We start from the raw sequence: 21,526 nt of genomic DNA on the forward strand, positions 1-21,526 counted from the left end.
CCTGTAGAGGTTCACTTATCTTTAATTCATAATTAAATGTTAGCATATCTACCATTACCGTCAATCAAATTAATTATTCCATAAAAAAATTTTAACTTGGTGCATCGTCCTTAGGGGTAGTATTGGGATTATCATGTTGTACTAACCAAATATTATAACAATATTCAATAATTACTTTAGCAATCGCATAAACCGGGATAGCCAAAATCATCCCAAATAATCCCGCAATGTGTCCCGCTGCCAGTAAAATAATAATAATGGTAAGGGGATGAATTTTGAGTGACTTACCGATTACATTTGGATAAACCAGATTACCATCGATTTGTTGCACGATAATAACCACCACAATTACCCAAATAACTTGCATAATATTATCTGAAAAGGCAACGAAAAGCGATGGAATAATTCCAATATAAGGACCAACGTAAGGAATGATGTTACATAACCCGGCAAATACTCCTAACAGAAGTGCATACTTTTGACCAATCAAAACGTATCCTAGCGAGGTAAATGTTCCAACAAACAGACACTCAATCACTTGACCTCCAATGTATCGTGAAAGCGTATGATTCATCTTCTTTAGTAATGTAACGGTCTGTTTCTGATGATGTTTTGATAGAGCGGGCATTAGTTTCTCAATACTTGGTAATAACTTATTTCCATCTTTTAACATGTAAAATAAGATTACTGGAACCGTAATTGCTGTTACCACTACATTAGTAGCCATTGAAATGATAGATCCGACACTACTAGTTAAGTTTGCCAGAACCGTCTTTAGATACGACGAATAGGAAGACTGTAGCTTATCAACAATGGGACGCCAGTCCACCTTTTTTAAGAATCCATAACGAGTAACCTTAGTTAATAATTCTTGACCTTGTTTAGCGAACTCGGGTGCGGCCCCCACCATATTTGCTACCTGTGTAATTAATCGGGGAACAAACGAAAAGACCATGTAAACAATGACGCCAATCACAATCAAGAACACAATGGCAGTTGCCCACGTTCGATTGATTTTCTTCGTTTTGGTAATTTTTATTTTCATCAGTAAATTAACGATCGGATTAAGCATATAGTACAAGAATCCCGCCAGTAGCAGGGGAACAAAGATGGTTGATACAAAAATGACAATTGGTGAAAAGATAAAACCAACTTTGGAACACAAATAAACAATTCCTACCGCAATTAGGATCTCAATCGTCCAAAAAAATAAAGCTGAATTCTTAAATCTGTTCATTTAATTCACTCCAATTAATTTTCTTTTGTGTCCAGAAATTGATCAATGTCATCCAGATCAAAACCCTTCCGATAAAGTGACTGTTTTGATTTCTGACGTTGTTTGGCGTCATCATAATTTCGATATTTGTGCCAGACTTTGTTACCTTCTTTATTTAGTAACTCATCTTGCTGTTCAGCGTCACCCTGAAAGTTCATCTCGCTAATAATGGTGTCAATATCATCAAATGAGTAGCCCTTCCGGTATAAGGAAGTCTTTGTTTTTTGAATCCGCTTGTTGAATGGAAAACGCTGGTTATGCGCAAAAACCTTTTTTGCTTGATTTTCCCCATTTCTTAACACCGCTTCTTCTGGATAATTATTTTCAATCGCAATGTTAATGGATTCATCCGCAATTCCCTTCTGTTTTAAATAACGTGAAACGGCCAGAGGACCCTTGTTTTGCTGTTCAACAACTCCCTTTACATATGTATCAGCATAGTGCTCATCGTTAAGCAGATTGATCTGTTCCAGTTGTTCAACTGCCTTATCAATTGCTTCCAGATTATCTGAAAATGACTTTAATTTGTCCCTGACTTCCTTTTTTGAGCGTGTCTGATATGAAATAAAATTGATAGCCTTATTATATAACTTTGAAACATCATCAGCTACTTTAATTTGATTGATCTGATTCTGATCTAGCTCTGAATCCTTAAAGATGCCAAATTTAATCATCACTTCTTCACTAACTGGGAAGGCATAGTGATCATTAATGTACACATTATATCTCCCTGGTCTTTTTTGAGTAACGATCTTAGTCACTTTTAATTTTTTTGCCGACTGCTTGTCCACCAACGTCAACTCCCATCAAATTAACAAGTTAAAACTATTCTGATATACTTATTTGCAAATACTATAAAGGAAGTGGATTCACTCATGCCAAAAGCACACGTGATTTATGCCACCATTACCGGAAATAACGAAGATGTTGCTGACATCGTGACCGAGGGGTTAGAAGACCTTGGTGTCGACGTTGAAGAAACCGAAATTTCTCAAACCGATGCTGATGAACTTAAAGATACCGATATTATTGTGATATGTCCCTATACGTATGATGAAGGGGCACTCCCAGAAGAGGGAATGGACTTTTTTGAAGACCTTGATTCCCTTAATTTAGAGGGCAAAATCTTTGGAGTGGCAGGATCTGGAGACGTTTTTTACCAGGAATACTATAATGTTGCTGTTGACGAATTCACCAAGGCTCTAAAAGCAACCAACGCTACTCAAGGGGCTAAAAGTGTCAAAATCAACCTTGAACCAGATGAAAACGACATTAAGGATCTCGATGAATTTTCACGCCAATTAGTCGAAGCAAGTCATAAGTAATCAATCAACAAAACGCCACCACTTAATTTTTGGTGGTGTTTTTCTTTTCAGAACGAAATTTACGAGCATTGGTAATAATTGAGCGGACAGATCCCCTCGTGGATTCAATACTCCCAGTATAGTATTCTTGGACGCTTGCATTAATGACAGATCCGAACATCAGAACGAGTCCAATAAAATATAACCACAACATAATTACGATAAAGGTTCCTAATGTTTTGAAAGCAGTAATATTTCTAAAAAAGTACTCAATGATCAACGAAAATGCTTGAGACAAAATCATTAGTCCGATTACTGAGATGCCTGAACCAAAAATAGTATAACGAATCTTGGTTTTAACGCTGGGAACAAAATAATAAAGGAGCATCACAATTATAAATGATACTGCGATGATAAAGGGAATTCGGATCTCTGCCACAACTTTAGTTGCGACGGTGGAAAGATGCAAAATGGGTCTTAAATACATAATAATCCCTTGACCAAATCCTTGGAGAATCATCAAAATGATCAATAAAAGTACCAATAAAAGCATCCATACAAACGAAATTAAGCGATTCATAATCGGATTTTGATCATCAGCCACGCCATACGTTCGATTAACCGTTCTTTGAAAAGCTGCCATTGCTTGACTAGCAGACCAAATTACCAGTAGTAGTCCAATCGATAAACTTCCCCCACTATTATTATTATCAAAGGCCGATTTAATCATGGGAAGGAGCATCGTATAGATTGACGGCGGAACCGCTGTTTTGATATACATTAAAATATCATTTGGATCTCCGTGTAGTAACTTAATGATACTGCCCAGCATAATTAAAATGGGAAATAGAGATAGCAAAGCGTAGTATGCCAAGACAATGGCAGAATCAGACACATTCCCCATCTTAAAATGCTTCATTACCAATTTAATGAAAGAAACAAATTTTTGGTTTATTTTCAATTCCACAAGCTAGGACTCCTTTTTAAAAGTTGCCTCAATTGCAGATAAAATTTTCTGAGATGCTGTTCCATCTCCGTATGGATTATGTGCATCAGCCATTTTTTGGTATTCAGCTGGATAATCTAAGAGATCTTCCATAGCTCTTCGAATTGTCTGAGGATCAGTTCCTACTAACTTTAAAGTACCAGCTTTAACTCCCTCAGGTCGCTCTGTTGACGTTCTAAGTACCAAAACTGGTTTACCAAGGGACGGCGCTTCTTCTTGGACCCCACCAGAATCAGTCATAATAAAGTAACTTCGAGCAGCCATATTATGAAAATCAACCACGTCTAATGGCTCAATTAAATGAATGCGAGGATCATCTTTGAAAATTTGACGAGCCATTCGTTGTACAACCGGATTCAAATGAACGGGATAAACCACATCAACATCCAAATGATGATCGACCACTTCTTTAATGGTTTCAAACGTTCGTTTCATCGGTTCGCCCAGATTTTCACGACGATGCATGGTAAGCAAAATAATCCGATGCTTAGGATTAATCTTATCCAAAATGGAATGATGGTAATGGTCACTAACCGTCTGATGGAGTGCATCAATGGCAGTATTACCGGTCACAAAAATGTGAGACTCCGGATGATTTTCTTTCAATAAGTTCTTTTTACTTAACTCCGTTGGCGCAAAATACAAATCAGCTAGAACATCAGTTAGTTGCCGATTCATTTCTTCCGGATAGGGAGAATATTTATCATGCGTTCGTAACCCTGCTTCAACGTGACCAAGCATTTTTTTATGATAAAAAGTGGCCACTGATGCGGCAAATGTGCTGGTGGTATCACCATGAACCAAAACAATATCAGGATCAGTCTTAGCAATAACCGGATTTAACTGGGCAATCACGGAAACAGTGATATCACTGAGTGTTTGCGCTTTTTTCATAATATTTAAATTATAGTCTGGAATAATCTTGAAAATATTTAGCACTTGTTGCAACATCTCGCGATGCTGTCCAGTGACAACGGTAATGGGAGTAAATTGATCACGATGACGGTTCATTTCTAAAATAATTGGAGCCATTTTAATGGCCTCTGGCCGAGTTCCAAAAACAGTCATAACTTTAATTGGTTTTCCCATCTTTAACACCTCCGCTGTCTAGTACCTTAATTATATCAAAAGATTTGTCTAATTCCGATGCCAAACTATCCTAATTAATGATAAAATGATAATAATCAATCTGTAAATAATTGGTAACATTTCTTTGTAAAAGTTTTAATTGCCAAGTACTAAGGAGTAATTAATTTTGGAAAAAATTAGTCTAATTGTTCCTTGTTATAACGAACAAGAATCAATTGAACTTTTCTACAAAACGGTAGAAAAAGTTTTTGCACAAATGAATAAAGATGAAAAGAAGTATGAACCTGACTACCTTTTCGTAAATGATGGCTCGAGTGATGATACTTTTAAGATCATTAAGAACCTCCACGAACAGCATCCCGATACGGTTCACTTCATCTCCTTTTCAAGAAACTTTGGAAAAGAAGCCGGGATGGCTGCTGGACTTAGAAATGCCAAGGGTGACTACGTTGCTCTTATGGATGTTGATCTTCAGGATCCCCCGGCTCTACTTCCCAAAATGCTCCATATTATCCAAACAGAGGATTATGACTGTGTTGGCTGTATCCAAACTAGTAGAAAACAAAACCCGGTAAGAGCGTTTTGTTCCTCAATGTTCTACAAAGTAATTGATAAAATGTCGGACATTCAGATTAAGCCAAATGTTCGTGATTACCGTCTAATGTCACGTCGTTACGTAGACGCCGTTAATGAACTAACGGAATATAATCGTTTCTCAAAGGGCATTTTTGCTTGGGTTGGTTTTAACACCAAGTACTTAAAATATCAAGGTGTTCCTCGGGCAGCTGGAGAAACCCACTGGTCTTTTTCTCAGTTAGTAGAATACTCCATGGAAGGAATTATCGATTTTTCTGATGCTCCCCTTACGTTTGCGACCTATGTGGGTGTAATTTCATTTCTGATTTCATTAATCGGAATTGCCTTTGTAGTTATTAGGGCATTATTCTTCGGTGGTGCCGTTGCTGGGTGGCCTTCACTTGTTTCAATCATTCTTTTAATCGGTGGTATCCAACTTTTCTGTCTAGGAATTTTAGGAAAATACATCGGAAAGATTTACTTAGAAACCAAACACCGTCCACAATACATTATTAAAGACGAAGCTTAAATAAAAAACTGAGACCGTTTATTGCGATCTCAGTTTTTTGTCTCAAAATATCAAAAAAAGCACTTCACATTCAGTGAAGTGCTTTTTAGTTATTTAATTATGGTCAGAATAGCCCTAGAATGGAATTCAAAATTAGAACCATTATCAGTCCCACAATCGAAATCAGTGTTTCTAGAACCGTCCATATTGAGAAAGTTTGTTTCATGGTTAAATCAAAGTACTCTTTGAACATCCAGAATCCAGCATCATTAACGTGTGATGCGGCAAGTGAACCGGCACCAATGGCTAATGCCATCATTACTGGGTTAACGTTCAAAGAAGCCATTAGTGGCATAACTAGTCCAGCGGCAGTCATTCCGGCAACGGTAGCAGATCCTAGTGAAACTCGAAGGATAACAGCCACTAACCAACCAAGGATGATTGGAGATAATGAGGAGTGCATCATGATGTTCTTAACAGCATCACCAACACCACCATCAATTAAGACTTGTTTGAAGGCCCCACCACCACCAATAACCAATAGAAGCATTGCAATGGATTTAACGGAAGCCTCAATACTCTTAGAAACATCACTCATTTTCTTACCACGATGGAAGCCCATTGACCAAATGGCAAATACTAAAGCAATTACCATGGCAATCATTGGGTTACCTAACATCGAGATCACAGCGTCAAATCCAGATGGCTTGGCAACAGCCTTTCCACCATGGAAAATCAACTGATAAATAGTGTTAACAGCCATGAAAATAGCTGGTAACAATGAAGTTAATACGGAAAGACCGAAACTAGGAGTTTCGTCTAATTTGTATTCCTTAACTTCACCAAATGCTGGCAAGCTCTTCTTAACTACGAAAGCACTAGGAACGAATTTCTCGGCAAATTTCGTAAATAAAGGACCAGCAATTAAAACAGCTGGAATTGCAACAATGATACCAAAGAGCAATACCTCACCAATGTTAGCACCTAAAGCTGTCGCAACAGCAGTTGGAGCAGGTTGTGGTGGTAAGAATCCTTGAGTGGCTGATAAAGCAGCAGCCATTGGGATTCCTAAGTAAACAAACGGTACGTCGGCTTCAAGTGCAACCGCGAAGACGATTGGGGTTAATAGCACCAATCCAACTTCGAAGAACAATGACATTCCGATAATGAACGAAGCAATTACGATGGCAATCTGTAATCGCTTCTTACCGAACTTATCGATCAGTGTCTTAGCAATTCGATAAGAACCACCAGAGTCAGAAACCAAACGACCGATCATTGCACCAAATCCGAAGACAATGGCCAATTCACCTAACGTACTTCCGATACCAGTCTTAATGGCATCAGCAATTGATGCTGGGTTCATTCCTAATCCAAGCGCAACCAAAATAGCTGTGATGATCAAAGAAACAAAAGTGTTTAACTTGAGTTTGGTGATCATGAAAAGGAGAAGTGCGATTCCTAGAATCAACACTATGAAGGGCATGTATGACATTTCTTTTCCTCTTTCCAATTATTAAATTTAAACAATGATATAAATTAATTGTATACGTTTTCATAGCAGGTTTCAATACTTTCTTTTAAAAGTGAACATAAAAAAAGAGCTCCATGAGCCCTTTTATTTAATAAAACTAGTAATCACTCCACCAATAATGACACAAATCATTCCGATGGTAATGTAAACAAGTTCTTTTTTCGTTTTACGTTCATGAAGAAAGATAATGCCACCAAAGGTTGAGATTACCACACACATCTGTGAAATGGTAAATCCAGTTGCGACACCATTTAATTCAGTTGAAATCAAATAAGTTAAAGCACCAAAGCCAAATAAAAACCCACTTACAATGTTTTTGTAAGTTGCCGCTTGTTTAAAGGGATTCACTTTTGTCCTGAATGAGGTGAAGGCTACAAAGACGGTTCCCATAATGACCATCCCAATGGTTTGGGGTAAGAAAGCCGACCAACCGTTGGTGTTAGCTAACTTCGGGAATGATGAATAACCCATATAACCAAAAGTTCCAATTACTAACACCAAAATTCCTCTTCGGATACTTGCCTTTTGTTGCTCTGCTTGGGTCTGAGGTTCAGATGTCCCGTCTTTTTTGGTAGTCAATAAAACCCCAATAATAATCAAAATAATTGAACCAAACCCAGCTAACTTCGGGATTAGTCCAGCCCATTCACCAAAGACAATGACACCAACGATAGAATTACCAATCAATTGCAATCCTGTTGAAACTGGCATGGTTAGTGATACTCCCATCATTGCAAAGGCCGTATACTGAGTGAATTGTCCCAGTGCCCAAGCCATTCCTGACAGCAAACACAACCAAAACACTTTTGAAGTGATCGTCGGTTGCTTAATGAGATAAACAACAATCGCAATTATAATGGCTCCATATGTAGTTCCCATTAACTGGTTAATGGGTTTCCCACCCATTTTACCAGTTGAAATTGGCAGAACTCCCCAAGCAATTGCGGGCAGCAATGCAATTAAAATATTCAAACCTGATTCCTCCATTTAATAAAGATTTTTATCACAAACTGCAATACATTTAGTGTACTATTTCATCAATTAATTGAATACCATCATTAGCAAAATAAAAAGAGACATTTAAAATGCCTCTTTTTATTTGTGATCTTTAGTTTAAGCAAAACTAGTAATGATACCACCAAGAATGACACAAATCATTCCAAGGGTAACAAAGACCAATTCCTTCTTTGTCTTACGTTCATGGAGAATCACAATGCCACCAAAGGTTGAAATTACCACACACATCTGTGAAATGGTAAATCCAGTTGCGACACCATTTAATTCAGTTGAAATTAAGTAGAAGAAAGCACCAAATCCGAATAAGAAACCAGTAATAATGTTTTTGTAAGAAACGGCTTGCTTAAAGGGATTAACCTTTGTTTTGTATGCACTAATAATAACAAAGATGGTACCCATAATAACCATTCCAATGGTCTGGGGTAAGAAAGCTGACCAACCGTTAGTATTAGCAACCCTTGGAAAATCCGAGTAACCAATGTATCCAAACATCCCAATTACCAAAAGAATTAGTCCGTTACGGGTGTGTTGAGCGGCATTTTCTTCCGCTGTCTTCGGTTCATTATTGCCATTATCTTTTAAGGTTGTAAGTAAAACACCAACAATAATTAGGATGATGGATCCAAATCCAGCCAGCTTTGGAATCAATCCAGCCCATTCACCAAAGAAGATTACTCTGGTAACTGAAGTACCAACCAACTGCAAACCAGTTGAGATTGGCATGGTTCTCGATACTCCAATTTGAGTAAATGCCATGTACTGGGTCATTTGACCCACAGCCCAAGCCATTCCAGAAAGTAAACACCACCAAAAGTCTTGCATGGTAATAACCGGTTGCTTAAAAATAAACACAAGTATGGCAATAATTAATGCACCATATGTAGTTCCCATCAATTGATTGATTGGCTTTCCACCAATTAAGCCAGTCGCAATAGGAAGAAAACCCCAACCTAGCGCTGGGAGTAAAGCAATCAAAATATTCAACGTAAATTCCCCCTAAATGTAAGTTTCTTTAACACACATATTATAATCGCCTATGAATGCAAAAATCAATCAATTAATTGTCACAATGGGAATTATGCCAACAAAAAACACTTCATCATAAAATGAAGTGTCAAATAAGTGACCCCACTCAGACTCGAACTGAGATCGACCGCTTAGGAGGCGGTTGCCCTATCCAGTTGTGCTATGGGGCCAAAACCATCTATTATTCTCTCACTAATAAAATATTTAGTAAAGAAGCAACTAATGATGGTTTTTATGATTACTTGGTTTTCCCTTATTTTTTTGTTTTCGTTTGCGATGCTTATTCTTTTTGGGCTTCAGTTGGCTTTTTGCACTGATCTGCTTCTTTTTGGTTTCCGCCTGCTGCTTAATTTCTTTTTGATGAGCTAATTGTGAATCATCAATGTGATCAACAATTTCCCCATTAAAATAATAAATAGGTTTTAAATCATACTCACTATCTTCCAAAACATGTTTCAAATCCCGCAGATCATGGTCATCCCCAAAATTAATTACTAAGCCAGGTTCACCCATCCGTCCGGTTCGTCCCACTCGATGAATATAAACGTTCTTTTCGCTAGGCAAATCGTAATTAATGACCGCTGGCAATTTAGCAATATCAAGACCACGAGCCGCTACATCAGTCGTTAACAAGAGCTTAATTCGACCTAATCGAAAATCATCTAAAGCCTTTTTTCGACTCTGTTTATTTTCACCCGAGGTTAACTTTTGAACCTTAGAATTGCCTTCATGCTTAAAAAAGTTATAAGCCCGATTAAGGGTTTCCGTTTGATTAAAAAATACCAAAGCTTTAAAACTCTGCATTTTAGAAAGACGATTCAACATTTCATTTCGCTTGGCACGTGAGATCTGAAATAGTCCGTGGGTTACTTTTCCCCTCGTCTTATCAACATCTCGGACATCAATAATATCGGCATCCTTGCCCATTTTTTCCTTTAGATGATACAAAACATCGGTAGCTGTAGCGGAAAAGTATGCTACTTGAGCATCCCTTGGAACTGAGGCAACAATGTTTTTGACCTGATCCAGTGAAGTATCATTTAACAAGTCATCGGCTTCATCAACAACTACGGTGTCAACCTCACTTACCTTTAATTTTCGTTCGTTAATCAAACTGAGAATCCGTCCAGGTGTTCCAACCACAATCTCAGGATGCTTTTTTAGCTGTTCTTGCTGCCGTTTTACGTTTGCTCCACCAATTAGTGGCAATATTTTAACTTTAAAAGCGACCGCCCAGTCTCGAATTACGTTTGCAACTTGCATCGCTAATTCTTGGGTGGGCTCAATTACTATTACCTGAGTTCCACTACCAGGCATTGAATTGGCTAAAATTGGCATCGTAAAAGCTACCGTCTTTCCAGATCCAGTTGGAGAAAGAGCAACGATGTCATTTTCTCCCTCAATCATTGGTTGGTAGACCGCCTTCTGAATCGGAGTTTGTTCTCGATATCCTAATTTTTCAAAACGTTTTACAAATTGTTCCAGCACGTTACTCTCCTATTTTAAATATTCAATTCCAGCACTATCAGCAAGTCGACCCATTAAAGCATTAACTTTTTGCATGACGTTCAATCCATCGACATACTGGTCCTCATAAACTGGATTCCCTGGATGATTAATTATCTCAGCAAAATCATTTGCTTCAGGAATCATGGGATTATCGGTATATGCCGGTGCAATTTGACTTTCTCTTCCCTCGTTCATCAATTTGGCCTCAGTAAAATCACCAGCACTATCAATTAAGATGGTTTGTCTTCCGCAATAAATCTCTGATTGCTGATAGGAAGTCGTCATTTTACTAAAGTTAAGGGTGACGTTAAAGGTGCCATAGTTCAATACCGCAACTCCACCACCATCTGCTCCAGTGGAAATAAACTTAGGATAATACATTTGGGTGCGTGGTAAACCAAACAATGCAACCGTGTCATAAACAGGATACACACCCAAGTCTTCGAGTGCTCCACCACCAAATTTCAGGTTGAAAACATTTGGAATTTCACCATTTAGAACTTTATCATACCGTGATGAATACTTACTGTAAGTGAATTCTGCCCCGTCAATTTCAATATCATCAATTTGATCTTGAACGGCTTTAAAAGCTGGCATATGAACATTGCGAGCAGCTTCCATCAAACGTGCCTTGGGATGCTTCTTTAAAGTATCCATTGCAGATTGAAATTGATAAGGTCCAATAAAGGCTGGCTTCTCTACGATGACATTTTTATCATGTTTAAGTGCCGCGATTACCTGCTGATAATGAATGGCATTTGGTGAAGCAATATAAACCGTATCAAATTTATTTGATTCAAAAAAAACTTGAAGATCATCAAATAAGTTATCACAGTCATTTGGCTGAGCAAACTGACGTGCTGTATCTAATTTTCTTGAATAAACGGCATTTAACTTATATTTTCCCGTGCTAGCCGCAGCATCAATAAATTTTTGGGTGATCCAATTGGTTCCAATTACTCCTAAATTAATCATTAAAGTTCTCCCATTGCATTTCTTCGTTATTCATTATATTTACCTGACCAAGGTACTGATTCCATTGCTTTTGATTCCCATTAAAAGCCACTGAATCAAAACTGCCCCTTTGGCCATCAATCGTTAAATGATCAGATGAATCCATGTTAACAAACCGGACATGTGCATCCTTTGAATCATCCTCACTATTTAACCAAAAAGCTGTATGGGGAATGGACTTAAATTCCTGGTACATCCCCTCATTAGTATTAATAATAACAGGTCGACTGTATCTTCGGTACAAAAATTGCACTAACTCATTAATTCGCTGTTTTTGTTGCTTGAAATTGACGTTCTTTTCACTGTACGGATAATAATACTGGACTTGAATCACGATGGGTAAGGTCCCCGTATTGTCCTTAACCTGGGTTACGAAGTTATTTTCTTGGTCTTTAATACTACTTTTAAATCCATAAGTATGATAGACACCGATTTTTAAACCCGAGCCTTGACTCCGATTGTAGTTATTATCAAAGTTATCATCTGCAAAGCTAGCTCCCTGAGTTGAGCGAATGTATACGAACTTCTGGTCCTTTTGTTTCAAGGCAGTAAAATCGACGTAACCATCATCTTGATCAATCATGACACCTTGAACGGGATATCTTCTTAACAACACCTCACGGTTATGATTCTTATTGATGAAGTACATCCCAACGGAGAGAAGGATAACTAACACCAAAGTGATTCCAAGTCCAATTAAGCCCCATTTGGTTAACTTCTCTTTTCTTATTTTTTTTCGAAGGTCAGCCCGATTAATCTCAGCCATTTGTACTCCCAGATCAATTCTTATGATTAGTATAATTACAGTTTAATATTATCACTATTTACCGATATTCGCTTGAATTCAAACGTTGATTTCAATATAATGAAAGCGTTATAGGTAGTATAATTTTTTACTCGATCACTTGATAAAGTTGGCACAGAGTCCGCCACAAAGTGTATCAACTAGCATGGAAGGGAAAGATTATAATGGAAAACGTAATTGGTGTCGACATTGGAACTACAAGTGTCAAGACCGTCTTATACGATGAGAAAGGTAAAGTTAAGGGTTATTCAAACGACGGATATACTTTGTATCAAGATACTGCAGATATGGCCGAAGAAGATCCCGAGGAAATTTTTTCTGCAATGATTCAAGGTTTACAGAATGTCCTCAAAAAAGTCGATCCTAAAAAGGACACACTAAAGGGAATTTCATATTCATGTGCAATGCATAGTTTGATTTTATTGGATGAAAATCACAAACCATTGACTCGTGCAATTACCTGGGCCGATAATCGTGCCGTTGATTATTCAGATGAATTAAAAAAGAATGGCATTGGAATGGAATTATATAAAAAGACAGGTGTTCCCACTCATCCAATGAGTCCACTCGTTAAATCCATCTGGCTCAGAAATGAAAAGCCAGAATTATTCAAGAAAGCTCGTTATTTTGTTGGTGTTAAGGAATACATCAACTACAAGTTATTTGGTGTTTTAAAGGAAGACTATTCAATCGCTAACGCAACTGGATTATTTAATATTTTTGATATGGACTGGGACGATGAAGCCTTAAAGGTCGCAGGAATCAAACGTGACCAACTCCCAGAATTAGTTGATACTACCTACCAACTTAAGGGCCTCAACGAAAAATATGCTCAAATGATTGGAATCGATAAAGACACTCCATTTGTAATTGGAGCTTCCGATGGTCCATTAGCTAACTTAGGTGTTGACGCTATCAAGCCTGGAGTTGTTGCCGTTACCATTGGTACCTCTGGTGCCGTTCGGGTTGTCACTGATAAGCCAAGAATTGATCCTAAGGGAAGAGTCTTTTGCTACTACCTTGCTAAGAACATGTGGGTAGTTGGTGGACCCGTTAACAACGGTGGAATCGTCTTCCGTTGGGTTCGTGATCAGTTGTGCTTACCAGAAAAAGTTACTGCTGAACAAATGAACATTGACGCTTACGATCTTTTAACTGAAATTGCTTCTAAGATTCCAGCTGGATCAGAAGGATTAATCTTCTTGCCATTCTTAGGTGGTGAAAGAGCCCCAATTTGGGATGCTGATGCACGTGGAACCTACTTTGGCTTGACCAGAAAACACACTCGTGCTCATATGATTAGGGCAGCTCTTGAAGGGATTGTTTACAACCTCTACACGGTCATGTTAGCCCTTGAAGAAGTGGTTGGTGAACCAAAGAGTATTCAAGCAACTGGTGGATTTGCTCGTTCAGAGTTATGGCGTCAAATGTTAGCTGACATCTTTGAACAAGACGTTAACATTCCCGAAAGTTTTGAAGGAACTGCCCTTGGTGCTGCTACCCTTGGAATGTACAGTCTTGGCATGATTAACAGTCTTTATGATGTTAGCCAATTTGTTGGTGTTACTAACACTCACAAGCCAAATCCAAAGAATTACAAAGCTTACCGTGAATTAATTCCAATTTACATTCGATTAAGTCGTCACCTTCAACCAGAATACAAGAACATCGCTAACTATCAGCGTGAACATGAAAATGATTGGAAAACTGGTCCTAAAGACGAAGATTAATTAAAAATTATTGAAGCATCCTTTTTGGATGCTTTTTTATTTCTCTTTATGTACTGACTTCAATATAACTGCATGATATAATTAATCATTACGCAAAAAGGAGTGAAGCATATGCCTCAGAGCAACTTAAAGAAAAACATTGGAATTGGTGCAGCCCTCTCAACCGTCATGGGAACCGTGATTGGAGCAGGAGTCTTCTTCAAAACCGCTAGTGTAGTAGCGAATACTCATTCGGTCACTCTCACAATTCTAGCTTGGATCATTGGTGGACTACTAACCATTTGTGGTGGACTAACCGTTTCGGAGTTAGCCGCTGCCATTCCCAAAACTGGTGGAACCATTCAATACTTAAAGTACACTTATGGGCCTCTAACCGGTTTCTTACTAGGATGGGCCGAAATGCTAGTCTATTTTCCAGCTAACCTAGCTGCTCTCTCGATTGTCTTTTCTACCCAGCTCATTAATCTGTTTCACCTATCAGCTTCTTTATCAATTACCATTGCAATCATTTGTGCTTTGAGCATTACGATAATTAACCTCTTAGGTTCTAAAATAGCGGGAAGTGTTCAATCGCTAACTCTAATTGTTAAATTGATTCCGATCTTCATCATTGTAATTGCCGGTTTACTCCTACCTGGCCACGTTGATGTTTCGTTCTGGCCGCCAATGCCAAGCAATGGCTCTGGCAACTTATTAACCGCGTTTGGTGGTGGACTATTAGCTACCATGTTTGCTTATGATGGTTGGATTAACATCGGAAGTATCGCCGGAGAAATGAAAAATCCCCAAAAAGATCTACCTAAAGCAATCATTTTGGGACTAACGTTCATCATGATTATCTACGTTTTAGTTAACTGGGTCTTTTTGAAAAATATGCCTTTGAATCAAATTGCTGGTAACCAAAACACCGCTTATGAAGTTGCTATGAAATTATTTGGTGGAATTGGTGGAAAATTAGTTACAATTGGAATTTTAATTTCTGTTTATGGTGCCATGAACGGCTACATTCTAACGGGAATTCGAGTCCCATACGCAATGGCAAAAGACGATCAACTCCCATTTAGTAAGTACTTTGCTCGATTGTCTAAGCACACGGCAGCACCATATGTCTCTGGATTATTCATGTTTGCTGTGGCGGTGGTCATGATTTTCATGGGCAGTTTCGACATGCTAACTGATATGTTAGTGTTCGTGATGTGGATCTTTAATTGCCTCCTGTTCGTTGCTTTGTTTATCCTCAGAAAACGAGAACCTGAATTAGTTCGTCCATACAAAGTTCCCTGGTATCCAGTGGTCCCAATTATCGCTCTTGTTGGTGGTGTATTTATCTTAATCTCAACGATTCTTACCCAAACCACTTTAGCCATTATTGGAATTATTGCCACTCTGATAGGTATTCCCATCTATTATGGACACAAGATGATGAAAAAAACTTCAACTGAAAAGTAAAAAAAATAATCTAGGAAAATTTTTTCCTAGATTATTTTTTATTTACCTCGTTCTAGTACGGTCACGCTTTCAACGTGAGGTGTCTGTGGAAACTGATCAACTGGTTGAACGGGTTGTTTAATCTCATAACCACCATCGATCAATGCCTGACAGTCTCTTACCAAAGTAGCAGGATTACACGATACATAAACCAGTCGCTCTGGCTTCATTTCTAAGACGCTTTAGATAAAAGTAGGGTCAATTCCTTTGCGTGGAGGATCAACTACTACAACGTTGGGTCTAATCCCTTCATCAGCCCACTTCTTCATTTGATCTTCTGCTTTAGCAATTACAAAGGTAGCATTATCAATCTGATTTAATTTAGCATTCTTTCTAGCATCCTCGATTGCCTCAGAAACAACGTCTACCCCATAAACATGTTTCACCTTAGGTGCCATTGCCAAGGAAATGGTTCCAATCCCACAGTAAGCATCAACAACTACGTCATCCTTTGATAACTGGGCTTTGTCAATGGCTAATGAGTAGAGCTTTTCGGTTTGAATTGGATTAACTTGATAAAATGACATTGGTGAAATCAAGAATTTGGTATCTAATAATTCATCTTCAATGTAAGCTTTTCCTGCCAACAAAACATTCTTATCCCCCATCAAACGATTTCCGTGGGAATCATTAACGTTCTGGATTAGGCTATCCAAGTCTGGTAGTTTGCTTTGAATTGCTTTAATAATGTCCTCTTTATGAGGAAGGTTCTTACCATTAGTAACTAAAACGACCATCATTTCATGAGTAGCTCGTCCATAGCGAACCATGATATTTCGAATGCAGCCCTTATGAGTAACTTCATTGTACGCACTGACATGATAATCTCTTAAAATATCACGAACTTTAATAATAGCCTCATCGATATGCGGATCCTGAATGTAAAAGTCTTCAATTGGAATTAAATCATGACTATGGCGGCGATAGAAACCAGTTTCCAACTTACCATTAATTTTTCGAACCGGGATCTGAGCCTTATTACGATACTTCGATGGATTATCCATTCCAATCGTTGGTGCCACTTGAACGTCCAGATGAGCCTTGTTAAATAACTCTTTAATCTGATGTTGTTTAAACTCTAACTGTTTAGGATAAGCAAGATGCTGTAATGGCGCAATCCCAGACTGTGTAAAGCGTCGATCAATTGCCTGAACTCGATCTGGACTAGCTTTAATGATCTTTCCCAATTTTCCAAAGGCAAAATTCTTCTTAACTTTAAGAATCTTCACTTGGACTCTTTCCCCTGGTAGGGCATCTTCAATAAAAATAGGAAAATCAGAAACCTTAGCGACTCCCATCCCTTGATAAGTTAGATCGATCACATCGACTTCTAATTCCTCATTTTTCTGTACTGGGGCTTCCCTTTTAATCCTCATCTGTTCTCCTTACTAAAAAGTTTTGCCGAATCCCGGCAAAACTTATTTTTCACTATCTGATGGAAGTTCATCAACCTTTTTGACAAACTTCTTTTCAGCATTTTTTACCTGAGGAGCCACACTAGATGACTCACTAATGTCGTCCGTCTTAAGATTAGAGTAAATACTAATCCGTTGCTTTAAATCAACAAACTTCATCGGTGCATCTCCACCATACTCTCCATCAAGGTTAATCTGAAGACGACTTTCATCCTCAGGAAATGCTTCAAACGTATTGGTCTTCTTGTATATGATTCTTGGATCATCAATGTGTCGACCACCATTAAAAGCTTTCGCAATTAGTTGTAACATCTCAACTAAATTACCAGTTTTAACAATGATCATGGTAAATTTACCATCATCCATGGCCGCATTGGGGACAATTTGTTCGAAACCGCCCACAGAATTAGTCATAGCTAAAAAAAACATTGATGCTTTTCCACGATATTCTCCACCATCGTACTTTAAATGCATTGGAACTGGCTTAACGTTAGGCAGCATTTCTGCTCCTTTTACCAAGTATGCTAAATAACCAAAAATGGTTTTTAAATCAGACGGAACGTTATAAGTGAGTTCTGTCATAAAGCCACCAGCTGCAATGTTAATGAAATAATTAGTAATCTCATCATTGTAGGCTTTGCCAACATCCATTTTTGAAACGTTACCCTTAGTGATCACCCGTGCTGCTTCCACATAATCATCTCTTGGAATGTGTAATGCCCGTGCAAAATCATTGGTAGTTCCAGCTGGAATAATCCCTAATTCTGGTCGATAGTCAAGGGGAGCAATTCCATTAATTACTTCGTTAATGGTGCCATCTCCACCAGCCGCTACGATGAGGTCAAATCCTTCCTTTGAAGCACGAGTCGCTTCATCTCGAGCTGAATGTGGTTTTGGCGTAGTCGCAAAAGCACTGGCTTCATATCCACCATTTTCCAAAACATTTAAAATATTAACCAACTGCGGTTTTAACATTTCACGTCCAGACGTTGGATTGTAGATTACTCGTGCTTTTTTGACCATTCTTACCTCACCTTATTTATCTAAAGAACCTTTCAATAATTTGTTTACAACTTGCGGATTAGCTTGTCCATGAGTTTGCTTCATAATTTGTCCAACCAAGTACCCTACGGCACGATCCTTGCCATTATGATAGTCATCAACAGATTGTTGATTATCATTTAAAACGCCATCGATAATTGGTTGTAACTTTTTCGGATCAGATAGTTGAACCAATCCCTTTTCTTCAACGAATTGCTTAGGGTCTTTACCTTTCGTAACCGCCTTGAAAACTTTTTTGGCCATTTTACTTGAGATGGTATCATCCATAATCATTTTGATCATTGTTGCCATTGCTTCAGGAGTAATTTTAGTGTCTTCCAAATTAGTCTGATTATCATTTAAGTAAGCATTAACGTTATCCTGAAGATAGTTAGCTGCTAACTTTGGATCAGCACCCAATTCAACCATTTTATCATAAAAATCAGACATTTCTTTCGTCTGAGTAATGACCATCGCATCGTAGTCAGTGACGCCAAGTTGATTAACGTAACGATCACGACGTTTGGCTGGCATCTCTGGCATTGAATCTTTTAATTCATCAATCCATTCATCCGAAATACTTAAAGTTGGTAAATCCGGTTCTGGGAAGTAACGATAATCATCTTTACCTTCCTTAACTCGCATTAACTCTGTTTTACCATTTGTTTCATCAAATCGTCTGGTCTCAGAATTAATCTCACCGCCAGCCATTAGAACCTGTTGTTGTCGTTGTTCTTCGTATTCAAGTGCTTTCTTTACGTAATTAAACGAATTCAGGTTCTTTAATTCGACCTTCTGACCTAATTTCTTACTTCCAATAGGACGAATTGAAACGTTAACGTCAACCCGCATTGATCCTTCTTCCATTTTCACATCAGAAATTCCTGTGAATTGGATTCGTTGTCTTAATCCTTCCAGATAATCATATGCTTGTTGGGGAGTAGACATATCTGGTTTTGAAACAATTTCAATTAACGGGGTTCCCTGACGGTTCAGATCAACGTAAGAATATTTTTGTTCATGAGTATTCTTACCGGCATCTTCCTCAATGTGCATTTCTTCAATCCCAATTTTTTTCTTCCCATTCTTGGTATCAACCTCAATCCAACCATCTCTGGCAGTAGGTGTATCATTCTGAGTTACCTGGTAACCCTTGGGATTATCGGGATAGAAGTAGTTTTTTCGATCAAAATGAGGATGTCTTTCAATCTTCGCATGTAAAGCCAAGGCTGCCGTAATTCCATCGGCAACCACTTGCTTGTTAACAACTGGAAGCGTTCCAGGATAACCCCAATCAATCACGTTCGTATTACTATTTGGTTCATCCCCAAATTGGGCAGCTGATGGACTATAAATTTTTGAATTGGTTTTAAGTTCAATATGAACTTCTAGACCAATGGTAGTTTCAAAATTCATAATTATTTACCTCCCATCTTAGGTGTCTGTTTATGGAAATCAGTATTTTGTTCAAAAGCATATCCAGCTTTATAAATAGTACTTTCATCAAAGGGTTTCCCCATTAATTGCATTCCAATTGGTAAACTATTACTAAAACCAGCAATTTGTGACATCGCTGGAACTCCTGCCATGTTAGCAGGAATAGTTAAAATATCATTCATGTACATTTCAATTGGATCCTGATCTTCAACCCCAATGGTAAAGGCCGTAACTCGTGATGTTGGACTTAAAATTAAATCATGGTCGGCAAAAACCTTTTTAAAATCATTAATGATCAAAGTCCGAATTTTAGCAGCTTGTTTGTAGTACTTGTCAACGTTGTCGTATGAAAGAGATAGTGTTCCTAACATGATTCGACGCTTAACCTCATCACCAAAACCTTCAGATCGGGATTTGATGTATAACTCATCTAATGTTTTTGCATCAGAAGCTCGATATCCATAACGAATTCCATCAAATCGCTCTAAGTTAGATGAAGCTTCGGCGGTCTGTAAAGCATTATATGCGGTAACCCCATACTTTGAATTAGGCATTGAGACCCAATCAACCTGAGCACCTAACTTTTTAAAGGTTTCAGCCGCATTTTGAATTGCCTCAGAAACATCTGGAGCTAGTTTATTAACATATTCTTTAGGAATCCCGATTTTCATTCCCTTTACACCATCTTGAATGTGTTCGGTAAAATCAGGAACTTCCTTTTCAGAACTGGTAGAATCATGATCATCATGTCCCGAAATTGCATTTAACACTAACGCATTATCAAAAACATTTTTAGTTAAAGGACCAATTTGATCAAAACTAGATGCCATTGCGATCAATCCCCAACGGGAAACGCGACCGTAAGTTGGTTTCATTCCTACAATCCCCGTGAAGGAAGCAGGTTGTCTGATTGAACCACCGGTATCCGATCCAAGTGCAACTGGAACCTCTCCAGAAGCAACCGCTGCAGCTGATCCACCAGATGAACCACCGGGCACCTTACTGTAATCCCATGGATTATGGGTAGTTTTAAAAGCGGAGTTTTCGGTTGAACTTCCCATTGCAAACTCATCCATGTTGGTTTTCCCAACGTTAATTGATCCTAAGTCTGAAAGTTTTTTAGCTACCGTAGCATCATAAATTGATGTGAAATTTTTCAACATATTTGATGAAGCAGTGGTTGGCAGTTCTTTAGTAACGATGTTGTCCTTTAAAGCTAATGGAATTCCATCCAGGATATTATTAGCATCGATCCCACGTGCATCAACTGCTTTAGCATCTTCTAAGGCCCGATCATTTAAGTTATTAAAAGCTTCAATCTCTTGATCGGTATCCTTAATGTTACTCAGAGTGCCCTTAACTAGATCAACAGCTGAAATTTCTTTGTTTACCAACATTTGATGAAGTGAGTTGAGGTCCTTGTTTAAATAATTCATTATTCATCCTCACTTTCATCAATAATTGCAGGAACTTTAATTAAACCATCAGAAGTATCAGGTGCATTCTTCAATAATGCATCTCGCTCGCCCCAATCCTCTGCGATATCTTTTCTAGTAACGTTGATTTGATCCGTTACGGTGTAGGTTGGCTCAACTCCAGTTGTATCCACCTTTTCCAGTGTATCCAACATTTTCAACAGATCATTTAATTGTTGGGTAAATTCAGGTAATTCTGCTTGTTTTAACTCAAGTTTAGCTAACCCAGCAATGTGTTGAGTTTGCTCTTCGGTAATTTTATCAGCCATTTTATCC

Annotated in this window: 18 protein-coding genes, 1 tRNA gene and 1 pseudogene; 4 read left to right on the forward strand and 16 right to left on the reverse strand. The window is 38.2% G+C overall.

Annotated features, from left to right (window positions below; genetic code table 11):
- Positions 1–91 precede the first annotated feature (91 nt).
- Both FC73_RS05520 and recX read right to left on the reverse strand, forming a co-directional pair.
- Entirely contained in the window at positions 92–1,237 is a 1,146-nt protein-coding gene (locus FC73_RS05520; RefSeq protein ID WP_010022792.1) for an AI-2E family transporter, read from the reverse strand.
- A 14-nt stretch (positions 1,238–1,251) separates the two neighbouring features.
- The gene (recX, locus tag FC73_RS05525) at positions 1,252–2,067 is read right to left on the reverse strand and encodes a recombination regulator RecX (RefSeq protein WP_010022791.1); all 816 of its coding nucleotides are present in this window, start codon (positions 2,065–2,067) and stop codon (positions 1,252–1,254) included.
- Between the two features lie 84 nt (positions 2,068–2,151).
- Between recX and FC73_RS05530 the strand changes: the two genes are divergently transcribed.
- Complete coding sequence (locus tag FC73_RS05530) at positions 2,152–2,601, forward strand: flavodoxin (RefSeq protein ID WP_010022790.1); 450 nt, start codon at positions 2,152–2,154, stop codon at positions 2,599–2,601.
- Positions 2,602–2,623: 22 nt separating this feature from the next.
- Here FC73_RS05530 and FC73_RS05535 read toward each other — a convergent pair whose 3' ends face one another.
- Together FC73_RS05535 and wecB are read right to left on the reverse strand one after the other, a co-directional pair.
- On the reverse strand, positions 2,624–3,547 hold the full coding sequence (locus tag FC73_RS05535) for a YihY/virulence factor BrkB family protein (RefSeq protein ID WP_010022789.1): 924 nt from the start codon (positions 3,545–3,547) through the stop codon (positions 2,624–2,626).
- A 3-nt stretch (positions 3,548–3,550) separates the two neighbouring features.
- Positions 3,551–4,675 carry a non-hydrolyzing UDP-N-acetylglucosamine 2-epimerase gene (gene wecB, locus FC73_RS05540; protein ID WP_010022788.1) on the reverse strand — a complete coding sequence of 375 codons (1,125 nt, stop codon included), beginning with the start codon at positions 4,673–4,675 and terminating at the stop codon, positions 3,551–3,553.
- A 166-nt stretch (positions 4,676–4,841) separates the two neighbouring features.
- Between wecB and FC73_RS05545 the strand changes: the two genes are divergently transcribed.
- Entirely contained in the window at positions 4,842–5,780 is a 939-nt protein-coding gene (locus tag FC73_RS05545) for a glycosyltransferase family 2 protein (RefSeq protein WP_010022786.1), read from the forward strand.
- A gap of 103 nt (positions 5,781–5,883) precedes the next feature.
- On the opposite strand, the gene FC73_RS05550 is transcribed toward FC73_RS05545, so the two are convergent.
- From FC73_RS05550 to FC73_RS05580, 7 genes are all read right to left on the reverse strand, one after another.
- On the reverse strand, positions 5,884–7,245 hold the full coding sequence (locus FC73_RS05550; protein ID WP_029327198.1) for a gluconate:H+ symporter: 1,362 nt from the start codon (positions 7,243–7,245) through the stop codon (positions 5,884–5,886).
- Between the two features lie 132 nt (positions 7,246–7,377).
- On the reverse strand, positions 7,378–8,265 hold the full coding sequence (locus tag FC73_RS05555; RefSeq protein WP_010022783.1) for a GRP family sugar transporter: 888 nt from the start codon (positions 8,263–8,265) through the stop codon (positions 7,378–7,380).
- A 141-nt stretch (positions 8,266–8,406) separates the two neighbouring features.
- Positions 8,407–9,294, reverse strand: coding sequence for a GRP family sugar transporter (locus FC73_RS05560; RefSeq protein WP_010022782.1), 888 nt, complete (start codon positions 9,292–9,294; stop codon positions 8,407–8,409).
- 139 nt (positions 9,295–9,433) lie between these two features.
- Positions 9,434–9,506 (reverse strand) — tRNA-Arg (locus tag FC73_RS05565).
- Positions 9,507–9,555: 49 nt separating this feature from the next.
- Positions 9,556–10,824 carry a DEAD/DEAH box helicase gene (locus tag FC73_RS05570; protein ID WP_010022780.1) on the reverse strand — a complete coding sequence of 423 codons (1,269 nt, stop codon included), beginning with the start codon at positions 10,822–10,824 and terminating at the stop codon, positions 9,556–9,558.
- A 9-nt stretch (positions 10,825–10,833) separates the two neighbouring features.
- Entirely contained in the window at positions 10,834–11,820 is a 987-nt protein-coding gene (locus tag FC73_RS05575) for a Gfo/Idh/MocA family protein (protein ID WP_010022779.1), read from the reverse strand.
- Positions 11,813–12,625, reverse strand: a complete 813-nt coding sequence (locus FC73_RS05580; RefSeq protein WP_010022777.1) for a GH25 family lysozyme — start codon at positions 12,623–12,625, stop codon at positions 11,813–11,815. The genes FC73_RS05575 and FC73_RS05580 overlap by 8 nt, the downstream gene beginning before the upstream one ends.
- 203 nt (positions 12,626–12,828) lie before the next feature.
- Here FC73_RS05580 and gntK point away from each other — a divergent pair, with 203 nt between their 5' ends.
- Complete coding sequence (gene gntK / locus FC73_RS05585; protein WP_010022776.1) at positions 12,829–14,394, forward strand: gluconokinase; 1,566 nt, start codon at positions 12,829–12,831, stop codon at positions 14,392–14,394.
- 111 nt (positions 14,395–14,505) lie between these two features.
- On the forward strand, positions 14,506–15,843 hold the full coding sequence (locus FC73_RS05590; protein ID WP_010022775.1) for an APC family permease: 1,338 nt from the start codon (positions 14,506–14,508) through the stop codon (positions 15,841–15,843).
- Positions 15,844–15,881: 38 nt separating this feature from the next.
- On the opposite strand, the pseudogene rlmD reads toward FC73_RS05590, so the two are convergent.
- The 5 genes and pseudogenes from rlmD to gatC all read right to left on the reverse strand — a co-directional run bounded on the left by rlmD (position 15,882) and on the right by gatC (position 21,519).
- Positions 15,882–17,258 (reverse strand): annotated as a pseudogene (rlmD, locus tag FC73_RS05595) (23S rRNA (uracil(1939)-C(5))-methyltransferase RlmD).
- A 42-nt stretch (positions 17,259–17,300) separates the two neighbouring features.
- Positions 17,301–18,320 (reverse strand): diacylglycerol kinase, encoded by a 1,020-nt coding sequence (locus FC73_RS05600; RefSeq protein ID WP_010022773.1) that lies wholly within the window; start codon positions 18,318–18,320, stop codon positions 17,301–17,303.
- 12 nt (positions 18,321–18,332) lie between these two features.
- Positions 18,333–19,754 carry an Asp-tRNA(Asn)/Glu-tRNA(Gln) amidotransferase subunit GatB gene (gene gatB / locus FC73_RS05605; RefSeq protein WP_010022771.1) on the reverse strand — a complete coding sequence of 474 codons (1,422 nt, stop codon included), beginning with the start codon at positions 19,752–19,754 and terminating at the stop codon, positions 18,333–18,335.
- A 2-nt stretch (positions 19,755–19,756) separates the two neighbouring features.
- The gene (gene gatA, locus FC73_RS05610) at positions 19,757–21,211 is read right to left on the reverse strand and encodes an Asp-tRNA(Asn)/Glu-tRNA(Gln) amidotransferase subunit GatA (RefSeq protein ID WP_010022770.1); all 1,455 of its coding nucleotides are present in this window, start codon (positions 21,209–21,211) and stop codon (positions 19,757–19,759) included.
- The gene (gatC, locus tag FC73_RS05615) at positions 21,211–21,519 is read right to left on the reverse strand and encodes an Asp-tRNA(Asn)/Glu-tRNA(Gln) amidotransferase subunit GatC (RefSeq protein ID WP_010022769.1); all 309 of its coding nucleotides are present in this window, start codon (positions 21,517–21,519) and stop codon (positions 21,211–21,213) included. The genes gatA and gatC overlap by 1 nt, the downstream gene beginning before the upstream one ends.
- Positions 21,520–21,526 lie beyond the last annotated feature (7 nt).

Source organism: Fructilactobacillus fructivorans (assembly GCF_001434095.1).
GTDB classification, from domain to species: Bacteria; Bacillota; Bacilli; order Lactobacillales; family Lactobacillaceae; genus Fructilactobacillus; species Fructilactobacillus fructivorans.

Coding starts and splice junctions, on each gene's coding strand:
- FC73_RS05550 (WP_029327198.1), bottom strand. CDS start 7,245: ATGCCCTTCATAGTGTTGATTCTAGGAATCGCACTTCTCCTTTTCATG.
- FC73_RS05575 (WP_010022779.1), bottom strand. CDS start 11,820: ATGATTAATTTAGGAGTAATTGGAACCAATTGGATCACCCAAAAATTT.
- FC73_RS05580 (WP_010022777.1), bottom strand. CDS start 12,625: ATGGCTGAGATTAATCGGGCTGACCTTCGAAAAAAAATAAGAAAAGAG.
- FC73_RS05530 (WP_010022790.1), top strand. CDS start 2,152: ATGCCAAAAGCACACGTGATTTATGCCACCATTACCGGAAATAACGAA.
- FC73_RS05590 (WP_010022775.1), top strand. CDS start 14,506: ATGCCTCAGAGCAACTTAAAGAAAAACATTGGAATTGGTGCAGCCCTC.
- FC73_RS05600 (WP_010022773.1), bottom strand. CDS start 18,320: ATGGTCAAAAAAGCACGAGTAATCTACAATCCAACGTCTGGACGTGAA.
- wecB (WP_010022788.1), bottom strand. CDS start 4,675: ATGGGAAAACCAATTAAAGTTATGACTGTTTTTGGAACTCGGCCAGAG.
- gatB (WP_010022771.1), bottom strand. CDS start 19,754: ATGAATTTTGAAACTACCATTGGTCTAGAAGTTCATATTGAACTTAAA.
- gatA (WP_010022770.1), bottom strand. CDS start 21,211: ATGAATTATTTAAACAAGGACCTCAACTCACTTCATCAAATGTTGGTA.
- FC73_RS05520 (WP_010022792.1), bottom strand. CDS start 1,237: ATGAACAGATTTAAGAATTCAGCTTTATTTTTTTGGACGATTGAGATC.
- gatC (WP_010022769.1), bottom strand. CDS start 21,519: ATGGCTGATAAAATTACCGAAGAGCAAACTCAACACATTGCTGGGTTA.
- gntK (WP_010022776.1), top strand. CDS start 12,829: ATGGAAAACGTAATTGGTGTCGACATTGGAACTACAAGTGTCAAGACC.